The following is a 19,703-nucleotide window of genomic DNA, read 5'->3' as shown; positions in this document are numbered from 1 at the left end:
GCTCATTAACAAGGTGAGGGGACCCGCAGGATGCATGAGGCACCGGAGCTTCACAGCGCGGCCGATCCCGCGTCGGAGGCCTTTCGGGCCAACGAGGAGGCGCACCGCGCCCTCGTCGGGGAGCTGCGCGGCAAGCTGGCCGCGGCGGCGCTCGGCGGTGGCGAGCGGGCGCGGGCACGGCACACGGCGCGCGGGAAACTGCTCCCGCGGGACCGCGTGGACACGCTCCTCGACCCCGGCTCGCCCTTCCTGGAGCTGGCCCCGCTGGCGGCCGACGGGATGTACGAGGGGCAGGCCCCGGCGGCCGGGGTGATCGCCGGGATCGGCCGGGTCAGCGGCCGGGAGTGCGTGGTCGTGGCCAACGACGCCACCGTCAAGGGCGGCACCTACTACCCGATGACGGTGAAGAAGCACCTGCGCGCGCAGGAGGTCGCCCTGGACAACCGGCTGCCCTGCGTCTACCTGGTGGACTCCGGCGGCGCGTTCCTGCCGATGCAGGACGAGGTGTTCCCGGACCGGGACCACTTCGGGCGGATCTTCTACAACCAGGCCCGGATGTCCGGCGCCGGCATCCCGCAGATCGCGGCGGTGCTCGGCTCCTGCACGGCGGGCGGGGCGTACGTCCCGGCGATGAGCGACGAGGCGGTGATCGTCCGGAACCAGGGCACGATCTTCCTCGGCGGCCCGCCGCTGGTGAAGGCGGCCACCGGTGAGGTGGTCACGGCGGAGGAGCTGGGCGGCGGCGAGGTCCACTCACGGGTGTCCGGCGTGACCGACCACCTCGCGGAGGACGACGCGCACGCGCTCAGGATCGTGCGCACCATCGTCTCCACGCTCCCCGCCCGGGGCTCCCTCCCCTGGAGCGTGGAGCAGGCCGTCGAGCCCAAGGTGGACCCGGCGGGGCTGTACGGGGCGGTGCCGGTCGACTCCCGCACCCCCTACGACGTGCGGGAGATCATCGCGCGGATCACCGACGGCTCGCGCTTCGCCGAGTTCAAGTCGGAGTTCGGGCAGACGCTGGTCACCGGCTTCGCGCGGATCCACGGCCACCCGGTGGGGATCGTCGCCAACAACGGCATCCTGTTCTCCGAGTCCGCCCAGAAGGGCGCCCACTTCATCGAGCTGTGCGACCAGCGCGGCATCCCGCTGCTGTTCCTGCAGAACATCTCGGGCTTCATGGTCGGCCGGGACTACGAGGCGGGCGGCATCGCCAAGCACGGCGCCAAGATGGTCACCGCCGTCGCCTGCACCCGCGTGCCGAAGCTGACGGTGGTGGTCGGCGGGTCCTACGGGGCGGGCAACTACTCGATGTGCGGGCGGGCGTACTCGCCGCGCTTCCTGTGGATGTGGCCCAACGCGAAGATCTCCGTGATGGGCGGTGAGCAGGCGGCCTCCGTCCTCGCCACCGTCAAGCGGGACCAGATCGAGGGGCGCGGCGAGCAGTGGCCGGCCGAGGACGAGGACGCCTTCAAGGCCCCGATCCGCGCTCAGTACGAGCGTCAGGGGAACGCCTACTACGCGACGGCCCGCCTCTGGGACGACGGCGTGATCGACCCGATGGACACCCGGCAGGTGCTGGGCCTGGCCCTGACCGCGTGCGCCAACGCGCCCCTGGGTGACCCCCAGTTCGGCGTCTTCCGGATGTGAGGGGACCCCTGACGATGACTGAGCAGATGTTCGAGACGGTGCTGGTGGCCAACCGGGGCGAGATCGCGGTCCGCGTCATCCGCACCCTGCGGTCGATGGGCGTGCGCTCGGTGGCCGTGTACTCCGACGCGGACGCCGACGCCCGGCACGTCCGGGAGGCCGACACGGCGGTGCGGATCGGTCCCGCGGCCGCCTCGGAGAGCTACCTGTCGGTGGAGCGGCTGCTGGAGGCCGCCGCCCGCACCGGCGCGCAGGCGGTCCACCCCGGATACGGCTTCCTCGCCGAGAACGCGGGGTTCGCGCGGGCGTGCGCGGAAGCGGGGCTGGTGTTCATCGGGCCCCCGGCGGACGCGATCGCGCTGATGGGCGACAAGATCCGCGCCAAGGAGACGGTGAAGGCGGCCGGGGTGCCGGTGGTGCCCGGCTCCAGCGGCAGCGGACTGACGGACGAGCAGCTCGCCGACGCCGCCCGCGAGATCGGCGTGCCGGTGCTGCTGAAGCCGTCCGCGGGCGGTGGCGGCAAGGGCATGCGGCTGGTGCGGGACGCCTCGCTGCTGGCCGACGAGATCGCCGCCGCGCGCCGCGAGGCCCGCGCCTCCTTCGGTGACGACACGCTGCTGGTCGAGCGGTGGATCGACCGGCCCCGGCACATCGAGATCCAGGTGCTGGCCGACGGGCACGGGGGCGTGGTCCACCTGGGCGAGCGCGAGTGCTCCCTCCAGCGGCGCCACCAGAAGATCATCGAGGAGGCGCCCAGTGTGCTCCTCGACGAGGAGACCCGGGCCGCGATGGGCGAGGCGGCGGTCCAGGCGGCCCGCTCCTGCGGCTACCGGGGCGCGGGCACGGTGGAGTTCATCGTCCCGGGCAACGACCCGGCGTCGTACTACTTCATGGAGATGAACACCCGCCTCCAGGTGGAGCACCCGGTCACCGAGCTGGTCACGGGGCTCAACCTGGTGGAGTGGCAGCTGCGGGTGGCGGCGGGCGAGCGGCTGGCGTTCGCCCAGCAGGACGTCCGGCTGACCGGGCACGCGGTCGAGGCCCGCATCTGCGCCGAGGACCCGGCCCGCGGCTTCCTCCCCTCCGGGGGCACGGTGCTCAGGCTGCGCGAGCCGCAGGGCGACGGGGTGCGCACCGACTCCGGGCTCAGCGAGGGCACGGAGGTCGGCAGCCTCTACGACCCGATGCTCTCCAAGGTGATCGCGTACGGGCCCGACCGCGCGACCGCGCTGCGCAGGCTCCGGGCGGCGCTGGCGGAGACGGTCACGCTGGGCGTGCAGACCAACGCGGGGTTCCTGCGGCGGCTGCTGGCCCATCCGGCGGTGGTGAGCGGCGACATGGACACCGGGCTGGTGGAGCGCGAGGTGGAGGGCCTGGTGCCGGGCGAGGTCCCCGGCGAGGTGTACGAGGCCGCGGCGGCCGTGCGCCTGGAGGCGCTGCGCCCGCGCGGCGACGGCTGGACGGACCCCTTCTCGGTGCCGGACGGCTGGCGCATGGGCGGCACCCCGAGACCGGCCGCCTTCCACCTGCGCGTCACGGACCCGGTGGAGCACACGCCGCGCGGCGCCCACACGGTCACCGACGACCACGTGTCGGTGACGCTGGACGGCGTCCGGCACACCTTCCACCGCGCCGCCGACTGGATCGGCCGGGACGGGGACGCCTGGCACGTGCGGGACCACGACCCGGTCGCCGCGTCCCTCACCCGGGCGGGCCAGGCGGGCGCCGACTCGCTGACCGCGCCGATGCCGGGCACCGTGACGGTGGTGAAGGTGGCCGTCGGCGACGAGGTGGCGGCCGGACAGAGTCTGCTGGTGGTGGAGGCGATGAAGATGGAGCACGTCATCTCCGCCCCGCACGCCGGCACGGTCACCGAACTGGACGTGGCCCCGGGCACGACGGTCGCCATGGACCAGGTGCTCGCGGTCATCGCACCCGCGGAGGAGGAGACGGCGTGAACACTCCGGAACCGGGCCTGCCCATGGTCGTACCGGCCCAGGGACTGCCCGCGCGGGTGCGGATCCACGAGGTGGGTGCCCGCGACGGCCTGCAGAACGAGAAGGCGACCGTCCCGACGGCCGTCAAGGCGGAGTTCGTCCGCCGTCTGGCCGGCACCGGTCTGACCACCATCGAGGCGACCAGCTTCGTGCACCCCAAGTGGGTGCCCCAGCTCGCGGACGCCGAGGAGCTGTACCCGGCCGTCGCGGACCTGCCCGTGGAGCTGCCGGTGCTGGTGCCGAACGAGCGCGGGCTGGACCGCGCGCTGGCGCTCGGCGCCCGGCGGGTCGCGGTGTTCGCCAGCGCCACGGAGTCCTTCGCCCGCGCCAACCTCAACCGCACGGTGGACGAGGCGCTGACGATGTTCGAGCCGGTGGTGCGGCGGGCGAAGGCGGCGGACGTGCACGTCCGCGGCTACCTCTCGATGTGCTTCGGCGACCCGTGGGAGGGCGCGGTCCCGGTCCCGCAGGTGGTGAGGGTGTGCCGGGCCCTGCTGGACATGGGCTGTGACGAGCTGAGCCTGGGCGACACCATCGGGGTGGCCACGCCGGGCCATGTGACGGCCCTGCTCACCGCGCTCGCCGGGGCGGGCGTCCCCGTGTCCGCGCTCGGCGTGCACTTCCACGACACGTACGGCCAGGCCCTGTCCAACACGCTGGCCGCGCTCCAGCAGGGCGTCAGCACGGTCGACGCCTCCGCCGGCGGACTGGGCGGCTGCCCGTACGCGAAGTCCGCCACCGGCAATCTCGCCACCGAAGACCTCGTGTGGATGCTGCGCGGCCTCGGCATCGACACCGGGGTCGACCTCGGCCGTCTGGTCGCCACAAGCGTCTGGATGGCCGCCCACCTGGGCCGCACCAGCCCGTCCCGCACCGTCCGAGCCCTCTCCCACCAGGAGTCGTGAACGACCATGGACCACAAGCTCTCCCCCGAACTGGAAGAACTCCGCCGCACGGTCGAGGAGTTCGCGCACGACGTGGTGGCGCCGAAGATCGGTGACTTCTACGAGCGGCACGAGTTCCCGTACGAGATCGTGCGGGAGATGGGCCGCATGGGCCTGTTCGGGCTGCCGTTCCCGGAGGAGTACGGCGGCATGGGCGGCGACTACTTCGCCCTCGGCGTGGCCCTGGAGGAGCTGGCCCGGGTCGATTCCTCGGTGGCCATCACGCTGGAGGCGGGCGTCTCGCTGGGCGCCATGCCGCTGCACCTGTTCGGTACCGAGGAGCAGAAGCGCGAGTGGCTCCCCCGGCTGTGCTCGGGCGAGATACTGGGCGCGTTCGGCCTGACCGAGCCGGACGGCGGCAGCGACGCGGGCGCGACCCGTACGACGGCCCGGCTGGACGAGTCGACGAACGAGTGGGTCATCAACGGCACGAAGTGCTTCATCACCAACTCGGGCACCGACATCACGGGCCTGGTCACGGTCACCGCGGTCACCGGCCGCAAGCCGGACGGCAAGCCGCTGATCTCGGCGATCATCGTCCCGTCGGGCACGCCGGGCTTCACCGTGGCGGCGCCCTACTCGAAGGTCGGCTGGAACGCCTCGGACACGCGTGAGCTGTCCTTCGCCGACGTCCGGGTCCCGGCCGCCAACCTGCTGGGCGAGGAGGGCCGCGGCTACGCCCAGTTCCTGCGCATCCTGGACGAGGGCCGCATCGCCATCGCCGCGCTGGGCACGGGGCTGGCGCAGGGCTGTGTGGACGAGTCGGTGAAGTACGCCAGGGAGCGGCACGCCTTCGGGCGGCCGATCGGCGCCAACCAGGCGATCCAGTTCAAGATCGCCGACATGGAGATGAAGGCGCACACGGCCCGCCTGGCGTGGCGGGACGCGGCCAGCCGGCTGGTGGCCGGGGAGCCGTTCAAGAAGGAGGCGGCGCTGGCCAAGCTGTACTCGTCGACGGTCGCGGTGGACAACGCCCGTGACGCCACCCAGATCCACGGCGGCTACGGCTTCATGAACGAGTACCCGGTGGCCCGCATGTGGCGGGACTCCAAGATCCTGGAGATCGGCGAGGGCACGAGCGAGGTCCAGCGCATGCTGATCGCCCGGGAGTTGGGCCTGGCGGGCTGATCCGGCCGGACCGGTCCGGTCCCGGCCGCACCGGGACGCGTCCTGCGGGGCGCGCCCCGGTCCGGGCGGGCGCGCCCCGCTCCGCTCATCCCTCGACGAGGACGAGCAGCGCGGTCGAGAACACCATCGGCGTGAGCACCAGTGCCGCGCCGACGGCCCAGTAGCGCCGTCCGGAGACGCCCGGCACCGACGGGCGGGCCCGGGAGCCGACGGGGAGCCACAGGGCCAGGAAGACGGCCCACAGCGCGACGAGGATCGGCGTCCAGGCCGGTGCGGAGCCGGTGACGGCGGGGTCGGAGGAGGAGCCCTCCGGTTCCGCCCGGAGGACGTCCGCCGCGAGCATCATCGACAGCCACAGCGGTACGAGGGCCACCATTCCGAGGATCAGGTGCACGGCCACGGACGGGCCCCAGCGTCGTGCGACGTTCATTTTCCTCCCCCTCGCGTGACGGCGATCACGGTACCGGGAGGGCGTGTCGGGGCTTTCGCGAGGGGATGGATACCGGCAACCCCTGGACAAGCTCTGAGGTTAGGCTAACCTAAGGCTGTTTCCGGCCCAGGGAGCCGTCACCGCGCACCCATCGGCTCCGCACGCATGAAAGCAGACCGACCCATGTCGAACGCCAGCACCGCCCGCCTCTCCCGTCGTGGACTGCTCGCCGCCGGCGGCGTCCTCGGACTCGGCGCCGCGCTCGCGGCCTGTGGTGACGACGGCGCGAAGGGCGGCGACTCGGGGTCGAAGGACGGCGCCGGGTCCGGCCCCTGGAGCTTCAAGGACGACCGCGGCACCACGGTGAAGCTGGACGGGAAGCCCGCGAACATCGTCGCCTTCACCGGTGTCGCCGCCGCGCTGTACGACTACGGCGTGCAGGTCAAGGGCGTCTTCGGTCCGACGGAGACCAAGGACGGCAAGGCCGACGTCCAGGCCGGCGACATGGACATCAGCAAGGTGACCATCCTCGGCAACGTCTGGGACCAGTTCAACGTCGAGAAGTACGCGACGCTCGCGCCCGACCTCCTGATCTCCACGATGTTCGACGACGCCGGCACCCTCTGGTACGTCCCCGAGGCGTCCAAGGACAAGATCGCCAAGCTCGCGCCGAGCGTCGGCATCTCCGTGTTCGACCGTCAGCTGACCGGCCCGCTCCAGCGGATGTGGGAACTGGCGGAGTCGCTCGGCGCCGACATGAAGGCGGAGAAGGTCACCGGCGCCAAGAAGCGCTTCGAGGAGGCCTCGGAGCGGCTGCGCAAGGCCGTCAGGGCCAACCCCGGCATCAAGGTGATGGTCGGCTCGGCGAGCCCCGAGCTCTTCTACGTCTCCGGCTCCAACCTCTCCATCGACCTGGAGTACTTCAAGGCCCTCGGCGTGGACTTCGTCGAGCCGACGGAGGAGGCCAAGAAGGCCACCGGCGGCTGGTTCGAGAGCCTCAGCTGGGAGAACGTCGACAAGCACAAGGCCGACGTCATCCTGATGGACGACCGCACCTCCGCCATCCAGCCCGCCGACATCACCGAGGCGACCTGGAAGGAACTGCCCGCGGTCAAGGCCGGCCAGGTCATCGCCCGGTCCACCGAGCCGATCCTGTCCTACGACAAGTGCGTCGCCCCGGTCGAGGCGCTCGCCGAGGCCATCGAGAAGGCCAAGAAGGTCAGCTGACCCTCCCCGGCACCATCCTCCAGCCCCGGAGCCACACGTGACCACTGCCGTAGCCGCCCCGTTCCGCTTCTTCGCCCTGCAGGTCGCGGCGACGAGGCGGCTCGGCCCGTCCCTGGTCCGGGTCACCTTCACCGGCCCGGAACTGCGCGACTTCCACTCCGACGGGCGCGACCAGTCCCTGTCGCTGTTCCTGCCGCACCCGGGGCAGAGCGAGCCGGCCGTGCCGCTCGAACTGGGTGACCAGTGGTGGCAGGGCTGGCGCGAACTGCCCGACGACGTGCGGGCGGTGATGCGCTCGTACACGCTGCGGGCACTGCGCGCCGACGCCGGGGGGCACACCACGGAGGTCGACATCGACTTCGTGCTGCACGGCGTCGGGGAGGGCGGCGCCTCGGCCGAGGCCGGCCCGGCCTCCCGCTGGGCCGCCCGCGCGGTGGCCGGTGACCGGGTCCTGCTGCTCGGCCCCGCGATCGCCGACAACCGCGCGATCCGCTTCCGTCCGCCCGAGGACACCGATCTGGTGCTCCTGTGGGCCGACGAGACCGCCCTGCCCGCCACCGCCGCCGTCCTGGAGACGCTTCCCGCGGGTATGCGGGCCCGGGTGTGGCTGGAGGTGCCGCACGCCGGTGACGTGCAGGACCTGCCGACCGCCGCCGACGCGGAGATCACCTGGTTCGTCCGGGACGCGGCGGCGACGGAGGCGGGCGCCTCCCCCCTCGCCCTGGACGACCTGCGCACCGCCGAACTGCCGCCCGCCGAGCGGCCGTACGTCTGGATCGCCGGAGAGTCCGGCTGTGTGAAGCAGCTGCGGCGGCTCTTCGTCGGTGAGCGCGGTGTCGATCGCCGGCGCGTGACGTTCGTGGGTTACTGGCGACGGGGCCTGACGGAAGAGCAGATGCGCGAACAGGCTTGATGCGCAAGGCAGTTGACGGCTCGTCAACCCCGTGAGCGAGTGACCACGGTCACGGCCGAACGCGGAATACCTTCGCGGCACTCAGGTTAGGCTAACCTAAGTCACGCACTGGCCCGCTCCCCGCACCGGCCCGTCCCCACCGGAGGACCCCCACATGCGCTCGCACCTGCTCAACGACACCACCGCGGAGCACTACCGCCGCTCCGTGACCGAGGGAGTCGAGCGGGTGGCGGCCAAACTCGCCACCACAGCCCGGCCGTTCACCGGCGTCACGGTCGACGAGCTCGCGCCCCGCATCGACGCGATCGACCTCGACCGTCCCCTGCACGACACCACCGCGGTGCTGGACGAACTGGAGGACGTCTACCTCCGGGACGCGATCTACTTCCACCACCCCCGCTACCTCGCCCACCTCAACTGCCCGGTCGTCATCCCGGCCGTGCTCGGCGAGGCGGTGCTCTCCGCCGTCAACTCCTCCCTGGACACCTGGGACCAGTCGGCCGGCGGCACCCTCATCGAGCGCAAGCTCATCGACTGGACGAACGCCCGCATCGGCCTCGGCCCCGCCGCCGACGGCGTGTTCACCTCCGGCGGCAGCCAGTCCAACCTCCAGGCGCTGCTGCTGGCCCGCGAGGAGGCCAAGACCGACGATCTGGCGAGACTGCGCGTCTTCGCCTCCGAGGTCAGCCACTTCAGCGTGAAGAAGTCCGCGAAACTCCTCGGCCTCGGGCCCGACGCCGTGGTGTCGGTCCCCGTCGACCACGACAAGCGGCTGCAGACCGTCGCCCTCGCCCGCGAGCTGGAGCGCTGCACCGCGGCGGGACTGGTCCCCATGGCCGTCGTCGCGACCGCCGGAACCACCGACTTCGGCTCCATCGACCCGCTCCCCGAGATCGCCGAACTGTGCGAGCGGTACGGCGCCTGGATGCACGTGGACGCCGCCTACGGCTGCGGTCTGCTCGCCTCGCTGAAGTACCGCGACCGCCTCGACGGCATCGAACGCGCCGACTCCGTCACCGTCGACTACCACAAGTCCTTCTTCCAGCCGGTCAGCTCCTCGGCCGTACTGGTCCGCGACACCGCCACGCTGCGGCACGCCACCTACCACGCCGAGTACCTCAACCCGCGGCGCATGGTGACCGAGCGCATCCCCAACCAGGTCGACAAGTCCCTGCAGACCACCCGCCGCTTCGACGCCCTCAAACTGTGGATGACCCTGCGCGTGATGGGCGCCGACGGCATCGGCCGCCTCTTCGACGAGGTGTGCGACCTGGCCGCCGAGGGCTGGAAGCTGCTGGCCGCCGACCCCCGCTTCGACGTCGTGGTCGCGCCCAACCTCTCCACCCTCGTCTTCCGCTGCATCCCGGCGGCCGTCACCGACCCCGCCGAGATCGACCGCGCCAACCTCTACGCCCGCAAGGCCCTGTTCGCCTCCGGTGACGCGGTCGTCGCGGGCACCAAGGTGGCCGGACGCCACTACCTGAAGTTCACCCTGCTGAACCCCGAGACCACGACGGCCGACATCTCCGCCGTCCTCGACCTGATCGCCGGCCACGCCGAGCAGTACCTGGGAGAGTCCCTTGACCGCGCTTGCTGAAGCCCCGGACACCACCTACGACTTCGTGGGCATCGGGCTGGGCCCCTTCAACCTCGGCCTCGCCTGCCTGACCGAGCCGATCGCCGAACTGAACGGCCTCTTCCTGGAGTCCAAGCCCGGCTTCGCCTGGCACGCCGGAATGTTCCTCGACGGCGCCCACCTCCAGACGCCGTTCATGTCGGACCTGGTCACGCTCGCCGACCCGACGTCCCCCTACTCCTTCCTCAACTACCTGAAGGAGAAAGGCCGCCTCTACTCGTTCTACATACGCGAGAACTTCTACCCGCTGCGAGTCGAGTACGACGACTACTGCCGCTGGGCCGCCGCCCAGCTCGGCAGCATCCGCTTCGGCACCACGGTCACCGAGGTGACCTACGACGAGGCCGCCGGGCTCTACGCGGTCGCCACGGCGGCAGGGGAGACGTACCGCGCCCGGCACCTGGTGCTCGGCACCGGCACCGTGCCGTACCTCCCCCAGCCGTGCCGCGGGCTGGACGGCGGCCTCTTCCACAACGCGCAGTACATGCAGCGCAAGGCGGAGCTGCGGGAGAAGAAGTCGGTCACGGTCGTCGGCAGCGGACAGAGCGCCGCCGAGATCTACTACGAGCTGCTCTCCGAGATCGACGTCCACGGCTACCAGCTCAACTGGGTCACCCGTTCGCCGCGGTTCTTCCCGCTGGAGTACACCAAGCTGACCCTGGAGATGACCTCCCCGGACTACATCGACTACTTCCGCGCCCTGCCCGAGGAGACCCGCTACCGGCTGGAGAAGCAGCAGAAGGGCCTGTTCAAGGGCATCAACGCGGAGCTGATCGACGCGATCTTCGACCTGCTGTACCAGAAGGACGTCGAGAGCGGCGACCGGCCGGTCCCCACCAGGCTGCTCACCAACTCCTCGCTGACCGCAGCCCGTTACGAGGACGGCGCCTACACGCTCGGCTTCCACCAGGACGAGCAGGACAAGGACTTCGAGATCCGCACCGAAGGGCTGGTGCTGGCCACCGGCTACCACTACGAGCCCCCGGCGTTCCTCGACCCGGTGCGCGACCGGCTCCGCTTCGACGGCCACGGCCGCTTCGACGTCTCCCGCGACTACGCCATCGACGTCACCGGCCGCGGCATCTTCCTCCAGAACGCGGGCGTCCACACGCACAGCGTCACCAGCCCCGACCTGGGCATGGGCCCGTACCGCAACGCGACCATCATCCGTGAGCTGCTCGGCACCGAGTACTACCCGGTCGAGAAGGCCATCGCGTTCCAGGAGTTCGCCGTATGAGCATCGGCACGTTCACCGTCCGCCCGCTGGACCCGTCGAAGGACGCCGGGCTGCTGCACCGCTGGGTCACCGACCCGAAGGCGGCGTACTGGATGATGCAGGACGCGACGCCCGGGGACGTCGAGCGCGAGTACCGGCGCATCGCCGACGACGAGCACCACCACGCCTTCCTCGGCCTGCACGACGGCGAACCCGCGTTCCTGATGGAGACGTACGACCCCCGGTACGTCGAACTCGTCGGCCTGTACGACCCCGAGCCCGGCGATGTCGGCATGCACTTCCTGGTCGCCCCCACCGACCGCCCCGTCCACGGCTTCACCCGGGCGGTCATCACCGCCGTGATGGAGAAGCTGTTCGCCGACCCCGCCACCCGCCGGGTCGTGGTCGAACCGGACGTCGGCAACAAGGCCGTGCACGCCCTCAACGAGGTCGTGGGCTTCGTCCCCGAACGGGAGATCGACAAGCCGGAGAAGCGCGCGCTGCTGAGCTTCTGCACGCGCGAACAGTTCGAGGCCGCCCGAGGAGCATCCGCATGACCCCGTCCGACGCCGTGACGCACCTGTCCCCCCACCGCTGGGCGCGGGCCAACCGCCTGCTGATCCGCAAGGCACTGGCCGAGTTCGCCCACGAGCGGCTCATCACGCCGGAGGCCTCCGGCGACGGCCGGTACGCCGTCCACAGCGACGACGGCCGGACCCGGTACACCTTCACCGCGACGCGGCGCGCCCTGGACCACTGGGGGGTCGACGCCGACTCGATCACCCGCCACCGCGACGACACCGAACTCGGCCTTGAGGCCCTGGACTTCTTCGTCGAGCTGCGCAAGTCCCTCGGTCTGAGCGACGAGATCCTTCCGGTGTACCTGGAGGAGATCTCCTCCACCCTCTCCGGCACCTGCTACAAGCTCACCAAACCGCAGATACCGTCCGGCGAGCTGATCGACGCCGGCTTCCAGGCCGTCGAGACCGGCATGACCGAGGGCCACCCCTGCTTCGTCGCCAACAACGGGCGGCTCGGCTTCGGCATCCACGAGTACCACGCGTACGCGCCGGAGACGGCGGCCCCGGTGAGACTGGTCTGGCTGGCCGCCCACCGCTCGCGGGCCGCGTTCACGGCGGGCGTGGGCATCGAGTACGAGTCGTTCGTGCGGCAGGAGCTGGGCGAGGAGACCGTCGAGGGGTTCCACGGCGTCCTGCGCGCGCAGGACCTCGACCCCGCCGACTACCTCCTCATCCCCGTCCACCCCTGGCAGTGGTGGAACAAGCTGTCCGTCACCTTCGCCGCCGAGGTCGCCCGCCGGCACCTGGTGTGCCTGGGCGAGGGCGACGACGAGTACCTGGCCCAGCAGTCCATCCGCACCTTCTTCAACCGGTCGCACCCCGGGAAGCACTACGTGAAGACGGCCCTGTCCGTCCTCAACATGGGCTTCATGCGCGGACTGTCCGCCGCCTACATGGAGGCGACCCCGGCGATCAACGACTGGCTGGCGCAGCTCGTCGAGAGCGACCCGGTGCTGCGGGCCACGGGTCTGTCGATCATCCGGGAGCGGGCCGCCGTGGGCTACCGGCACCTGGAGTACGAGCAGGCCACGGACCGCTACTCGCCGTACCGCAAGATGCTGGCCGCGCTGTGGCGGGAGAGCCCGGTGCCGTCCCTGGAGGACGGCGAGACCCTCGCCACCATGGCCTCGCTGGTCCACGTCGACCACGAGGGCGCCTCCGTCGCGGCGGCGCTGATCGCCCGCTCCGGGCTCGCCCCGGCCGAGTGGCTGCGCCACTACCTGCGGGCGTACTACGTGCCGCTGCTGCACAGCTTCTACGCCTACGACCTGGTGTACATGCCGCACGGCGAGAACGTGATCCTGGTCCTGGCGGACGGCGTCGTGAAGCGCGCGATCTACAAGGACATCGCCGAGGAGATCGCGGTGATGGACCCCGACGCGGTGCTGCCGCCGGAGGTCGGCCGCATCCGGGTGGAGGTGCCGGACGACACCAAGCTGCTGTCGATCTTCACGGACGTCTTCGACTGCTTCTTCCGCTTCCTGGCCGCGAACCTGGCCGAGGAGGGCGTCCTCGACGAGGACGGCTTCTGGCGCACGGTCGCGGAGGTCACCCGCGCGTACCAGGCGTCGGTGCCGGAACTGGCCGACAAGTTCGCCCGGTACGACATGTTCGCCCCGGAGTTCGCCCTGTCCTGCCTGAACCGCCTCCAGCTGCGCGACAACCGGCAGATGGTCGACCTGGCGGACCCCTCCGGCGCCCTCCAGCTGATCGGCACCCTGAAGAACCCCCTCGCGGAGTTCTGACCCACGAACGTGCGGGCACCCCGGAGTACGGTCCTTTGGGGTGCCCGCCGTTTTCCGCCCCGATGGGTACGGACCACTCCCCGGCGGTCCCGGTGGAACAATCACCCCCATGGCGGAAATCATCCAGAAGGACGGTACGTGGACCTTCGACGGGGAGGCCCTGCGACTGACTCCCGGCCGGGACAGGAACGTCGGCCTGCTGCGCAGGACCCTGGGTGAACTGGTGCTGCCCCTGGGGGCGTTGGCGGGAATATCGTTCGAGCAGGGCAAGAAGGCGGGACGGCTCAGACTGCGGCTGCGCGACGGCGCCGACCCGCTGCTGCAGGCGGCCGGCGGCCGGCTCACCGAGCCGCACGACCCCTATCAGCTGATCGTCGAATCCGACCGGTACGGCGTGGCCGAGTACTTCGCGGAGGAGGTCCGCACCGCCCTGCTGCTGGACCAGGTCCCCTCCGATCCGGTCACCGCCTACCTGCTGCCCGGCCCGCCGGTGCCGCTGTCCGTGTCCGCCGGGGACGGCACGGTGAGCTTCGACGGCGAGCGGGTCCGGCTAGAGTGGAACTGGAAGACGGAGGACGCCAAGGCCGCCGCCGGCACCCGCACCCTGGCGGTGACGGACCTGACCGCCGTGGAGTGGCAGCCCGCGGCCGGACTGGAGAACGGGCACCTGCGCTTCCACGTGCGCCACGCCCCGACCGAGGCCCCGGCCAAGTACGACCCCAACTCGGTGGAGCTGTGGGGCTTCAAGAAGGACCCGCTGATGGCACTGGTCGCCGCCGCCGTCCAGGCCCGCCTGCCGCACCCGGCCGCACCCGCCGGCGCACCGGAACCGGAGGCCGGCCACCCGCCGGCCCCCCGCCCCTCGGGGGACGACCATGACGCCCTGCTGCGACGCCTGCGGGAACTGGGCGAACTGCACCGGTCGGGCGTGCTCACGGACGAGGAGTTCACCCTCGCCAAGCAGGCCGTCCTCAAAAACCTGTAGGCCACACCTATCATTTCCTGCCCGATATCGGGCACGTTTGTTGCGCATCGACCTCCGGCACCTCAAAATCATCGGGTGCACGAGGAACTTGTCGATCATCTGACGCGGTCCACGCCCCTCAGCCGGGGCGAGGCGCTGCGGGTGGTCCAGGACGTGCTCGCCTACTTCGACGAGACGACCGAGGAATACGTCCGTCGCCGCCACCGCGAACTCCAGGCCCAGGGCCTGGTGAACGCGTCGATCTTCGAACGGATCGAGGCGGACCTCAGATACCGAGCGGTGGCGCCGCCCGAGCTCTCGCTCCGGCAGCTGCGCCGCATCGTCTACGGCTAGGAACATACGTACATGTGCGGAATCGTCGGATACATCGGCAGGCGTGAGGTCGCTCCCCTCCTGCTCGAGGGCCTCCAGCGCCTGGAGTACCGCGGCTACGACTCGGCGGGCATCGCCGTCACGTCGCCGAAGACGGCCGGCCTGAAGATGGTCAAGGCCAAGGGCCGGGTGCGCGACCTGGAGGCCAAGGTCCCGGCGCGCTTCAAGGGCACGACCGGCATCGCCCACACCCGCTGGGCCACCCACGGCGCCCCCTCCGACATCAACGCCCACCCGCACCTGGACGCCGAGGGCAAGGTCGCCGTCGTCCACAACGGCATCATCGACAACGCCGGCGACCTGCGCCGCAAGCTGGAGGCGGACGGCGTCGAGTTCCTCTCCGAGACGGACACCGAGGTCCTCGTCCACCTCATCGCCCGCTCGACGGCGGCCGAGCTCGAGGACAAGGTCCGCGAGACGGTGCGCCTCATCGAGGGCACCTACGGCATCGCCGTGCTGCACGCCGACTTCCCCGACCGCATCGTCGTGGCCCGCAACGGCTCGCCGGTCGTCCTCGGCATCGGCGAGAAGGAGATGTTCGTCGCCTCCGACATAGCGGCGCTGGTCGCCCACACCCGCCAGATCGTCACCCTCGACGACGGCGAGATGGCCACCCTCAAGGCCGACGACTTCCGCACCTACACCACCGAGGGCACCCGTACGACCGCCGAGCCGACCACCGTGGAGTGGGAGGCGGCCTCGTACGACATGGGCGGCCACGACACCTACATGCACAAGGAGATCCACGAGCAGGCCGAGGCCGTGGACCGCGTGCTGCGCGGCCGGATCGACGACCGCTTCTCCACCGTGCACCTCGGCGGCCTCAACCTGGACGCCCGCGAGGCGCGCCGGATCCGCCGCGTGAAGATCCTCGGCTGCGGCACCTCGTACCACGCCGGCATGATCGGCGCGCAGATGATCGAGGAGCTGGCCCGCATCCCCGCCGACGCCGAGCCGGCCTCGGAGTTCCGCTACCGCAACGCGGTCGTCGACCCCGACACCCTCTACATCGCGGTCTCGCAGTCCGGTGAGACCTACGACGTGCTGGCCGCCGTGCAGGAGCTGAAGCGCAAGGGCGCGCGGGTGCTGGGCGTGGTCAACGTGGTCGGCTCCGCGATCGCCCGCGAGGCCGACGGCGGCGTCTACGTGCACGCCGGTCCCGAGGTGTGCGTGGTGTCCACCAAGTGCTTCACCAACACCACGGTCGCCTTCGCCCTGCTCGCCCTGCACCTGGGCCGCACCCGCGACCTGTCGGTGCGCGACGGCAAGCGGATCATCGAGGGCCTGCGCCGCCTCCCCGGCCAGATCGCCGAGATCATGGAGCAGGAGGAGGAGATCAAGAAGCTGGCCCAGCAGTACGCCGACGCCCGCTCGATGCTCTTCATCGGCCGCGTCCGGGGTTACCCGGTGGCCCGTGAGGCCTCCCTGAAGCTCAAGGAGGTCTCCTACATCCACGCCGAGGCCTACCCCGCCTCCGAGCTCAAGCACGGCCCGCTGGCCCTGATCGAGCCGGCCCTGCCCACGGTCGCGATCGTCCCGGACGACGACCTGCTGGAGAAGAACCGCGCGGCCATGGAGGAGATCAAGGCCCGCAGCGGCCAGATCCTCGCCGTCGCCCACCAGCACCAGGAGAAGGCCGACCACACCCTCCTCGTCCCCAAGAACGAGGACGAACTCGACCCCATCCTGATGGGCATCCCCCTCCAACTCCTCGCCTACCACACGGCCCTGGCCCTCGGCAGGGACATCGACAAGCCCCGCAACCTCGCCAAGTCGGTGACGGTGGAGTAAGCAGCACCCGTGCGGCCGGAGGGCGCGGGGACCAGGTCCCCGCGCCCTCCGGCGTTCGAGCAACCTCGGGGGCGCGGGGAAACGCGCGACAAGCCCTCACCCGCCAGCACGGGCCGTACAACGAAAAAACGGGCCCCCACGTGTCGCCGGTCGTCGGCGCAGAGGGCCCGCACCCCTCAGCTCACGGGATGACCACCACGGGCCGCTGCGCCCGCTTCGCCAGCCTCCCGGCGACGGAGCCGAAGAGCCGCCCCACGAGCCCGTGGGTGGACCCCACGACGATCGCGTCGGCCTCGTACTCCCGCCCCACCTCTTCGAGTTCGTGGCAGATGTCCCCGCCGCGCTCGACCAGGATCCACGGCACCTCGGCCAGATAGTCCGCGCAGGCGAGCTCGAGACCGAGCACCTCCGTGCGGTGGTCCGGGACGTCCACGAAGACCGGGGGCTCGCAGCCCGCCCAGACCGTCGTGGGCAGCCGGTTGGCGACGTGGACGATGATCAGGCCCGAGCCGAGGCGCCGCGCCATGCCGATGGCGTACGCGAGGGCCCGTTCACTGGAGGTGGACCCGTCGAAGCCGACGACCACCCCGTGCCGGAACGCCGGATCGCAGGGATGGCGTGATTCCTCCGCCGCCAGGGGTTCGGCCGCCGTGGGATCGGCGACCGGCCGCTTGCGGTCCGCGGGTTCGAAGAATTCGTGACCGGCCATGGCTGTCTCGGAGTTGTGATCCTTCTGGGGGACGACAGTGTGCGGCGGAGCTGTGTCCGGGAATGGTCTTCCCAACCCCATACCCCCAAGGGTACGGCGCCACGCCTCCTTGGCCCAGACCCCGCGCATACCGGCAGGCGGGTTCCCCGGAGCATGCACGAGGGGGCGCCCGTCACGCAATGGTTGCTGCCCTGTACAGGTGGTTTGCGCGGACCTCGCCCGGCCGGGAGAGTGGGGTCCCTCCGGGTCGTACGCCCGCCCCCGCGGCGGCCGTCCGGCCGTACCCGCAGTGACCGACGGACGGACCGCGCGTTGAACCCCGTGAGCCACGCCACAGGGAGCACCTCATGTCCGGACCCGGTCCCACCCCCGAGCGGGACCGTGCGGCCGCGTCCGCCCGGGACGTGGGCGACGTGGTGCGCTGGGCGGCGTTCAGCTGCCTGCTCGTGCCGGTGGTCCTGCTGTGGTGCGGCTCCTCCCTGGCGGGGGCGGCCGGTGTGGCGTTCGGCCTGGCGGCGGTCACGGGCGCCTGCCGGCTGCTGATGCGGCGCTCCCAGCGGGTCGCCGCGCGGCCGTCGGCCGGGGAACCGGAGCCGCGCCGGGGCGGGCGGCGCCGGGCCGGGGCCGAGGCACGAGGAGGCCGGGCAGGCAAGGGCGGGGACACACCGGTCGGCTGACCGGTTTCCGCGCCCGCGGCCGTATCTTTTCAGCCAACTTCCGGATGGTGCCCGCCCCCTGCCGCCCCCACCCCTCATCCCCCGTCCGACCTGCGCAAAAGGGCTCCCAGAAGCCTCGCGCACCCTACGGGGATTGGCCACCGCGACAAGGCGCACTTCCCTGCACGCCCCGCGAGTGCAACCCTTCGCGATCGAATGCTTCACGCCAAGTTGCCAAGTCGACATTCTGCCGGGTGGCGAACCGGCCACGCGGGTGCAACTGGACGCAGTAGATTCGATCTTGACTGTCGTACGGCGGGGGACTCGTGCAGGACCGAGGGGAAACGTGTTGGAGCGACACACCCGAAGGGAACAGGGCGCCGCGACCACCGAGGGGGGCTTAGCAGTTATGAGCCACGACTCCACCGCCGCGCCGGAAGCCGCGGCCCGGAAACTCTCCGGGCGACGCCGCAAGGAGATCGTCGCGGTGCTGCTGTTCAGCGGCGGTCCCATCTTCGAGAGTTCCATACCGCTGTCGGTGTTCGGGGTTGACCGCCAGGACGCCGGCGTACCGCGCTACCGCCTGCTGGTGTGCGGAGGTGAGGACGGCCCGCTGCGGACCACGGGGGGCCTGGAACTCACCGCGCCACACGGCCTGGAGGCGATATCCCGGGCGGGCACCGTCGTGGTGCCGGCCTGGCGGTCCATCACCTCGCCGCCACCGCAGGACGCGCTCGACGCGCTGCGCCGGGCCCACGAGGAGGGCGCCCGCATCGTCGGGCTGTGCACCGGCGCCTTCGTCCTCGCGGCGGCGGGCCTGCTGGACGGCCGGCCGGCGACCACCCACTGGATGTACGCGCCGACGCTCGCGAAGCGCTATCCGTCGGTGCACGTCGATCCGCGGGAACTCTTCGTGGACGACGGCGACGTGCTGACGTCGGCGGGCACCGCGGCCGGCATCGACCTGTGCCTGCACATCGTGCGCACGGACCACGGCAACGAGGCGGCCGGCGCGCTCGCCCGCCGCCTGGTGGTCCCCCCGCGCCGCAGCGGCGGCCAGGAGCGCTACCTCGACCGGTCTTTACCGGAGGAGATCGGCGCCGACCCGCTCGCCGAGGTCGTCGCCTGGGCGCTGGAACACCTCCACGAACAGTTCGACGTGGAGACGCTGGCGGCACGCGCGTACATGAGCCGCCGGACGTTCGACCGCCGTTTCCGCTCACTGACCGGAAGCGCTCCGCTGCAGTGGCTGATCACCCAGCGGGTGCTCCAGGCGCAGCGGCTGCTGGAGACGTCGGACTACTCGGTGGACGAGGTGGCCGGCCGCTGCGGCTTCCGCTCGCCGGTGGCCCTGCGCGGCCACTTCCGGCGGCAGCTGGGCTCGTCACCGGCCGCCTACCGGGCCGCGTACCGCGCGCGGCGCCCCCAGGCCGACCGGCGGCAGGACAGCGAGGCCGCCGCGCACGGCCAGGGGCCCGTCCCGTCCGGCCAGCCGGGCCACGCCGGGCACCCGGTGCCGCCGGCACCGCACCAGGACAGTCCGCTGCCGCACCAGTCCCGCCGCACGGCGGCGGCCGGTGTGGGCCCGTCCCTGACGGCATCGGGCTCCGGCGTACCGGGCCAGCGCACCGCGCCGTGAGCCGGCGACGGTGAACGACGGGCCGGAGGCCACCGCCTCCGGCCCGTGCCGCCCGTACGGGCCCGCACGGCGCGGCGCCCCGTAAGG

General features: G+C 71.5%; 17 protein-coding genes. 15 read left to right on the top strand and 2 right to left on the bottom strand.

The genetic code is table 11. The features are described 5' to 3' along the window. The first annotated feature begins 30 nt into the window (after nt 1–30). From IE172_RS00975 to IE172_RS00960, 4 genes are read left to right on the top strand one after another with little or no spacing between them, the layout of a single operon-like run. Nucleotides 31–1,647 carry a carboxyl transferase domain-containing protein gene (locus IE172_RS00975; protein WP_190095105.1) on the top strand — a complete coding sequence of 539 codons (1,617 nt, stop codon included), beginning with the start codon at nt 31–33 and terminating at the stop codon, nt 1,645–1,647. Nucleotides 1,648–1,673: 26 nt separating this feature from the next. After that, complete coding sequence (locus IE172_RS00970; RefSeq protein WP_190095967.1) at nt 1,674–3,605, top strand: acetyl-CoA carboxylase biotin carboxylase subunit; 1,932 nt, start codon at nt 1,674–1,676, stop codon at nt 3,603–3,605. Next, the gene (locus IE172_RS00965) at nt 3,602–4,549 is read left to right on the top strand and encodes a hydroxymethylglutaryl-CoA lyase (RefSeq protein WP_190095104.1); all 948 of its coding nucleotides are present in this window, start codon (nt 3,602–3,604) and stop codon (nt 4,547–4,549) included. Before IE172_RS00970 ends, IE172_RS00965 begins: the two co-directional genes overlap by 4 nt. 6 nt (nt 4,550–4,555) lie before the next feature. Beyond that, a complete protein-coding gene (locus IE172_RS00960) occupies nt 4,556–5,716 on the top strand; it encodes an acyl-CoA dehydrogenase family protein (RefSeq protein ID WP_190095103.1) in 1,161 nt (386 codons plus the stop codon). Nucleotides 5,717–5,801: 85 nt separating this feature from the next. Here IE172_RS00960 and IE172_RS00955 read toward each other — a convergent pair whose 3' ends face one another. Further along, nucleotides 5,802–6,146 carry a hypothetical protein gene (locus IE172_RS00955; RefSeq protein ID WP_190095102.1) on the bottom strand — a complete coding sequence of 115 codons (345 nt, stop codon included), beginning with the start codon at nt 6,144–6,146 and terminating at the stop codon, nt 5,802–5,804. A gap of 183 nt (nt 6,147–6,329) precedes the next feature. On the opposite strand from IE172_RS00955, the gene IE172_RS00950 reads away from it, so the two are divergent. The 9 genes from IE172_RS00950 (at nt 6,330) to glmS (ending at nt 16,612) form a co-directional block, all read left to right on the top strand. Beyond that, nucleotides 6,330–7,373: an ABC transporter substrate-binding protein gene (locus tag IE172_RS00950; protein WP_190095101.1), complete on the top strand. Its 1,044-nt coding sequence runs from the start codon at nt 6,330–6,332 to the stop codon at nt 7,371–7,373. 37 nt (nt 7,374–7,410) lie between these two features. After that, nucleotides 7,411–8,286 carry a siderophore-interacting protein gene (locus IE172_RS00945; protein ID WP_190095100.1) on the top strand — a complete coding sequence of 292 codons (876 nt, stop codon included), beginning with the start codon at nt 7,411–7,413 and terminating at the stop codon, nt 8,284–8,286. Nucleotides 8,287–8,440: 154 nt separating this feature from the next. Next, complete coding sequence (gene desA / locus IE172_RS00940) at nt 8,441–9,883, top strand: lysine decarboxylase DesA (RefSeq protein WP_190095099.1); 1,443 nt, start codon at nt 8,441–8,443, stop codon at nt 9,881–9,883. Then, nucleotides 9,867–11,159 carry a lysine N(6)-hydroxylase/L-ornithine N(5)-oxygenase family protein gene (locus tag IE172_RS00935; protein WP_190095098.1) on the top strand — a complete coding sequence of 431 codons (1,293 nt, stop codon included), beginning with the start codon at nt 9,867–9,869 and terminating at the stop codon, nt 11,157–11,159. Before desA ends, IE172_RS00935 begins: the two co-directional genes overlap by 17 nt. Then, nucleotides 11,156–11,695, top strand: a complete 540-nt coding sequence (locus tag IE172_RS00930; RefSeq protein ID WP_190095097.1) for a GNAT family N-acetyltransferase — start codon at nt 11,156–11,158, stop codon at nt 11,693–11,695. The genes IE172_RS00935 and IE172_RS00930 overlap by 4 nt, the downstream gene beginning before the upstream one ends. Further along, on the top strand, nt 11,692–13,464 hold the full coding sequence (locus IE172_RS00925; RefSeq protein ID WP_190095096.1) for an IucA/IucC family protein: 1,773 nt from the start codon (nt 11,692–11,694) through the stop codon (nt 13,462–13,464). Before IE172_RS00930 ends, IE172_RS00925 begins: the two co-directional genes overlap by 4 nt. Nucleotides 13,465–13,573: 109 nt before the next feature. Next, on the top strand, nt 13,574–14,449 hold the full coding sequence (locus IE172_RS00920) for a DUF4429 domain-containing protein (protein ID WP_190095095.1): 876 nt from the start codon (nt 13,574–13,576) through the stop codon (nt 14,447–14,449). Between the two features lie 75 nt (nt 14,450–14,524). Then, on the top strand, nt 14,525–14,782 hold the full coding sequence (locus IE172_RS00915; RefSeq protein WP_190095094.1) for a hypothetical protein: 258 nt from the start codon (nt 14,525–14,527) through the stop codon (nt 14,780–14,782). 12 nt (nt 14,783–14,794) lie between these two features. Then, on the top strand, nt 14,795–16,612 hold the full coding sequence (gene glmS, locus IE172_RS00910; protein ID WP_190095093.1) for a glutamine--fructose-6-phosphate transaminase (isomerizing): 1,818 nt from the start codon (nt 14,795–14,797) through the stop codon (nt 16,610–16,612). A 181-nt stretch (nt 16,613–16,793) separates the two neighbouring features. Here glmS and IE172_RS00905 read toward each other — a convergent pair whose 3' ends face one another. Next, nucleotides 16,794–17,321 (bottom strand): universal stress protein, encoded by a 528-nt coding sequence (locus tag IE172_RS00905; protein ID WP_190095092.1) that lies wholly within the window; start codon nt 17,319–17,321, stop codon nt 16,794–16,796. A gap of 347 nt (nt 17,322–17,668) precedes the next feature. On the opposite strand from IE172_RS00905, the gene IE172_RS00900 reads away from it, so the two are divergent. Continuing rightward, on the top strand, nt 17,669–17,998 hold the full coding sequence (locus IE172_RS00900; RefSeq protein WP_229885729.1) for a hypothetical protein: 330 nt from the start codon (nt 17,669–17,671) through the stop codon (nt 17,996–17,998). Nucleotides 17,999–18,386: 388 nt separating this feature from the next. Continuing rightward, nucleotides 18,387–19,616, top strand: coding sequence for a helix-turn-helix domain-containing protein (locus IE172_RS00895; protein WP_190095091.1), 1,230 nt, complete (start codon nt 18,387–18,389; stop codon nt 19,614–19,616). Nucleotides 19,617–19,703 lie beyond the last annotated feature (87 nt).

Source organism: Streptomyces griseoflavus (assembly GCF_014649995.1).
Taxonomy (GTDB): Bacteria; Actinomycetota; Actinomycetes; order Streptomycetales; family Streptomycetaceae; genus Streptomyces; species Streptomyces griseoflavus.
Note: the sequence above shows the minus strand (reverse complement) of the source record. Positions and strands in the feature narration are given on the sequence as shown.

Excerpts from the sequence above, each read along its gene's own strand:
- IE172_RS00930 (WP_190095097.1), top strand. The coding sequence starts at position 11,156 with ATGAGCATCGGCACGTTCACCGTCCGCCCGCTGGACCCGTCGAAGGAC.
- IE172_RS00895 (WP_190095091.1), top strand. The coding sequence starts at position 18,387 with ATGAGCCACGACTCCACCGCCGCGCCGGAAGCCGCGGCCCGGAAACTC.
- IE172_RS00955 (WP_190095102.1), bottom strand. The coding sequence starts at position 6,146 with ATGAACGTCGCACGACGCTGGGGCCCGTCCGTGGCCGTGCACCTGATC.
- glmS (WP_190095093.1), top strand. The coding sequence starts at position 14,795 with ATGTGCGGAATCGTCGGATACATCGGCAGGCGTGAGGTCGCTCCCCTC.
- IE172_RS00975 (WP_190095105.1), top strand. The coding sequence starts at position 31 with ATGCATGAGGCACCGGAGCTTCACAGCGCGGCCGATCCCGCGTCGGAG.
- IE172_RS00925 (WP_190095096.1), top strand. The coding sequence starts at position 11,692 with ATGACCCCGTCCGACGCCGTGACGCACCTGTCCCCCCACCGCTGGGCG.
- desA (WP_190095099.1), top strand. The coding sequence starts at position 8,441 with ATGCGCTCGCACCTGCTCAACGACACCACCGCGGAGCACTACCGCCGC.
- IE172_RS00970 (WP_190095967.1), top strand. The coding sequence starts at position 1,674 with ATGTTCGAGACGGTGCTGGTGGCCAACCGGGGCGAGATCGCGGTCCGC.
- IE172_RS00905 (WP_190095092.1), bottom strand. The coding sequence starts at position 17,321 with ATGGCCGGTCACGAATTCTTCGAACCCGCGGACCGCAAGCGGCCGGTC.
- IE172_RS00950 (WP_190095101.1), top strand. The coding sequence starts at position 6,330 with ATGTCGAACGCCAGCACCGCCCGCCTCTCCCGTCGTGGACTGCTCGCC.
- IE172_RS00960 (WP_190095103.1), top strand. The coding sequence starts at position 4,556 with ATGGACCACAAGCTCTCCCCCGAACTGGAAGAACTCCGCCGCACGGTC.
- IE172_RS00920 (WP_190095095.1), top strand. The coding sequence starts at position 13,574 with ATGGCGGAAATCATCCAGAAGGACGGTACGTGGACCTTCGACGGGGAG.
- IE172_RS00900 (WP_229885729.1), top strand. The coding sequence starts at position 17,669 with ATGTCCGGACCCGGTCCCACCCCCGAGCGGGACCGTGCGGCCGCGTCC.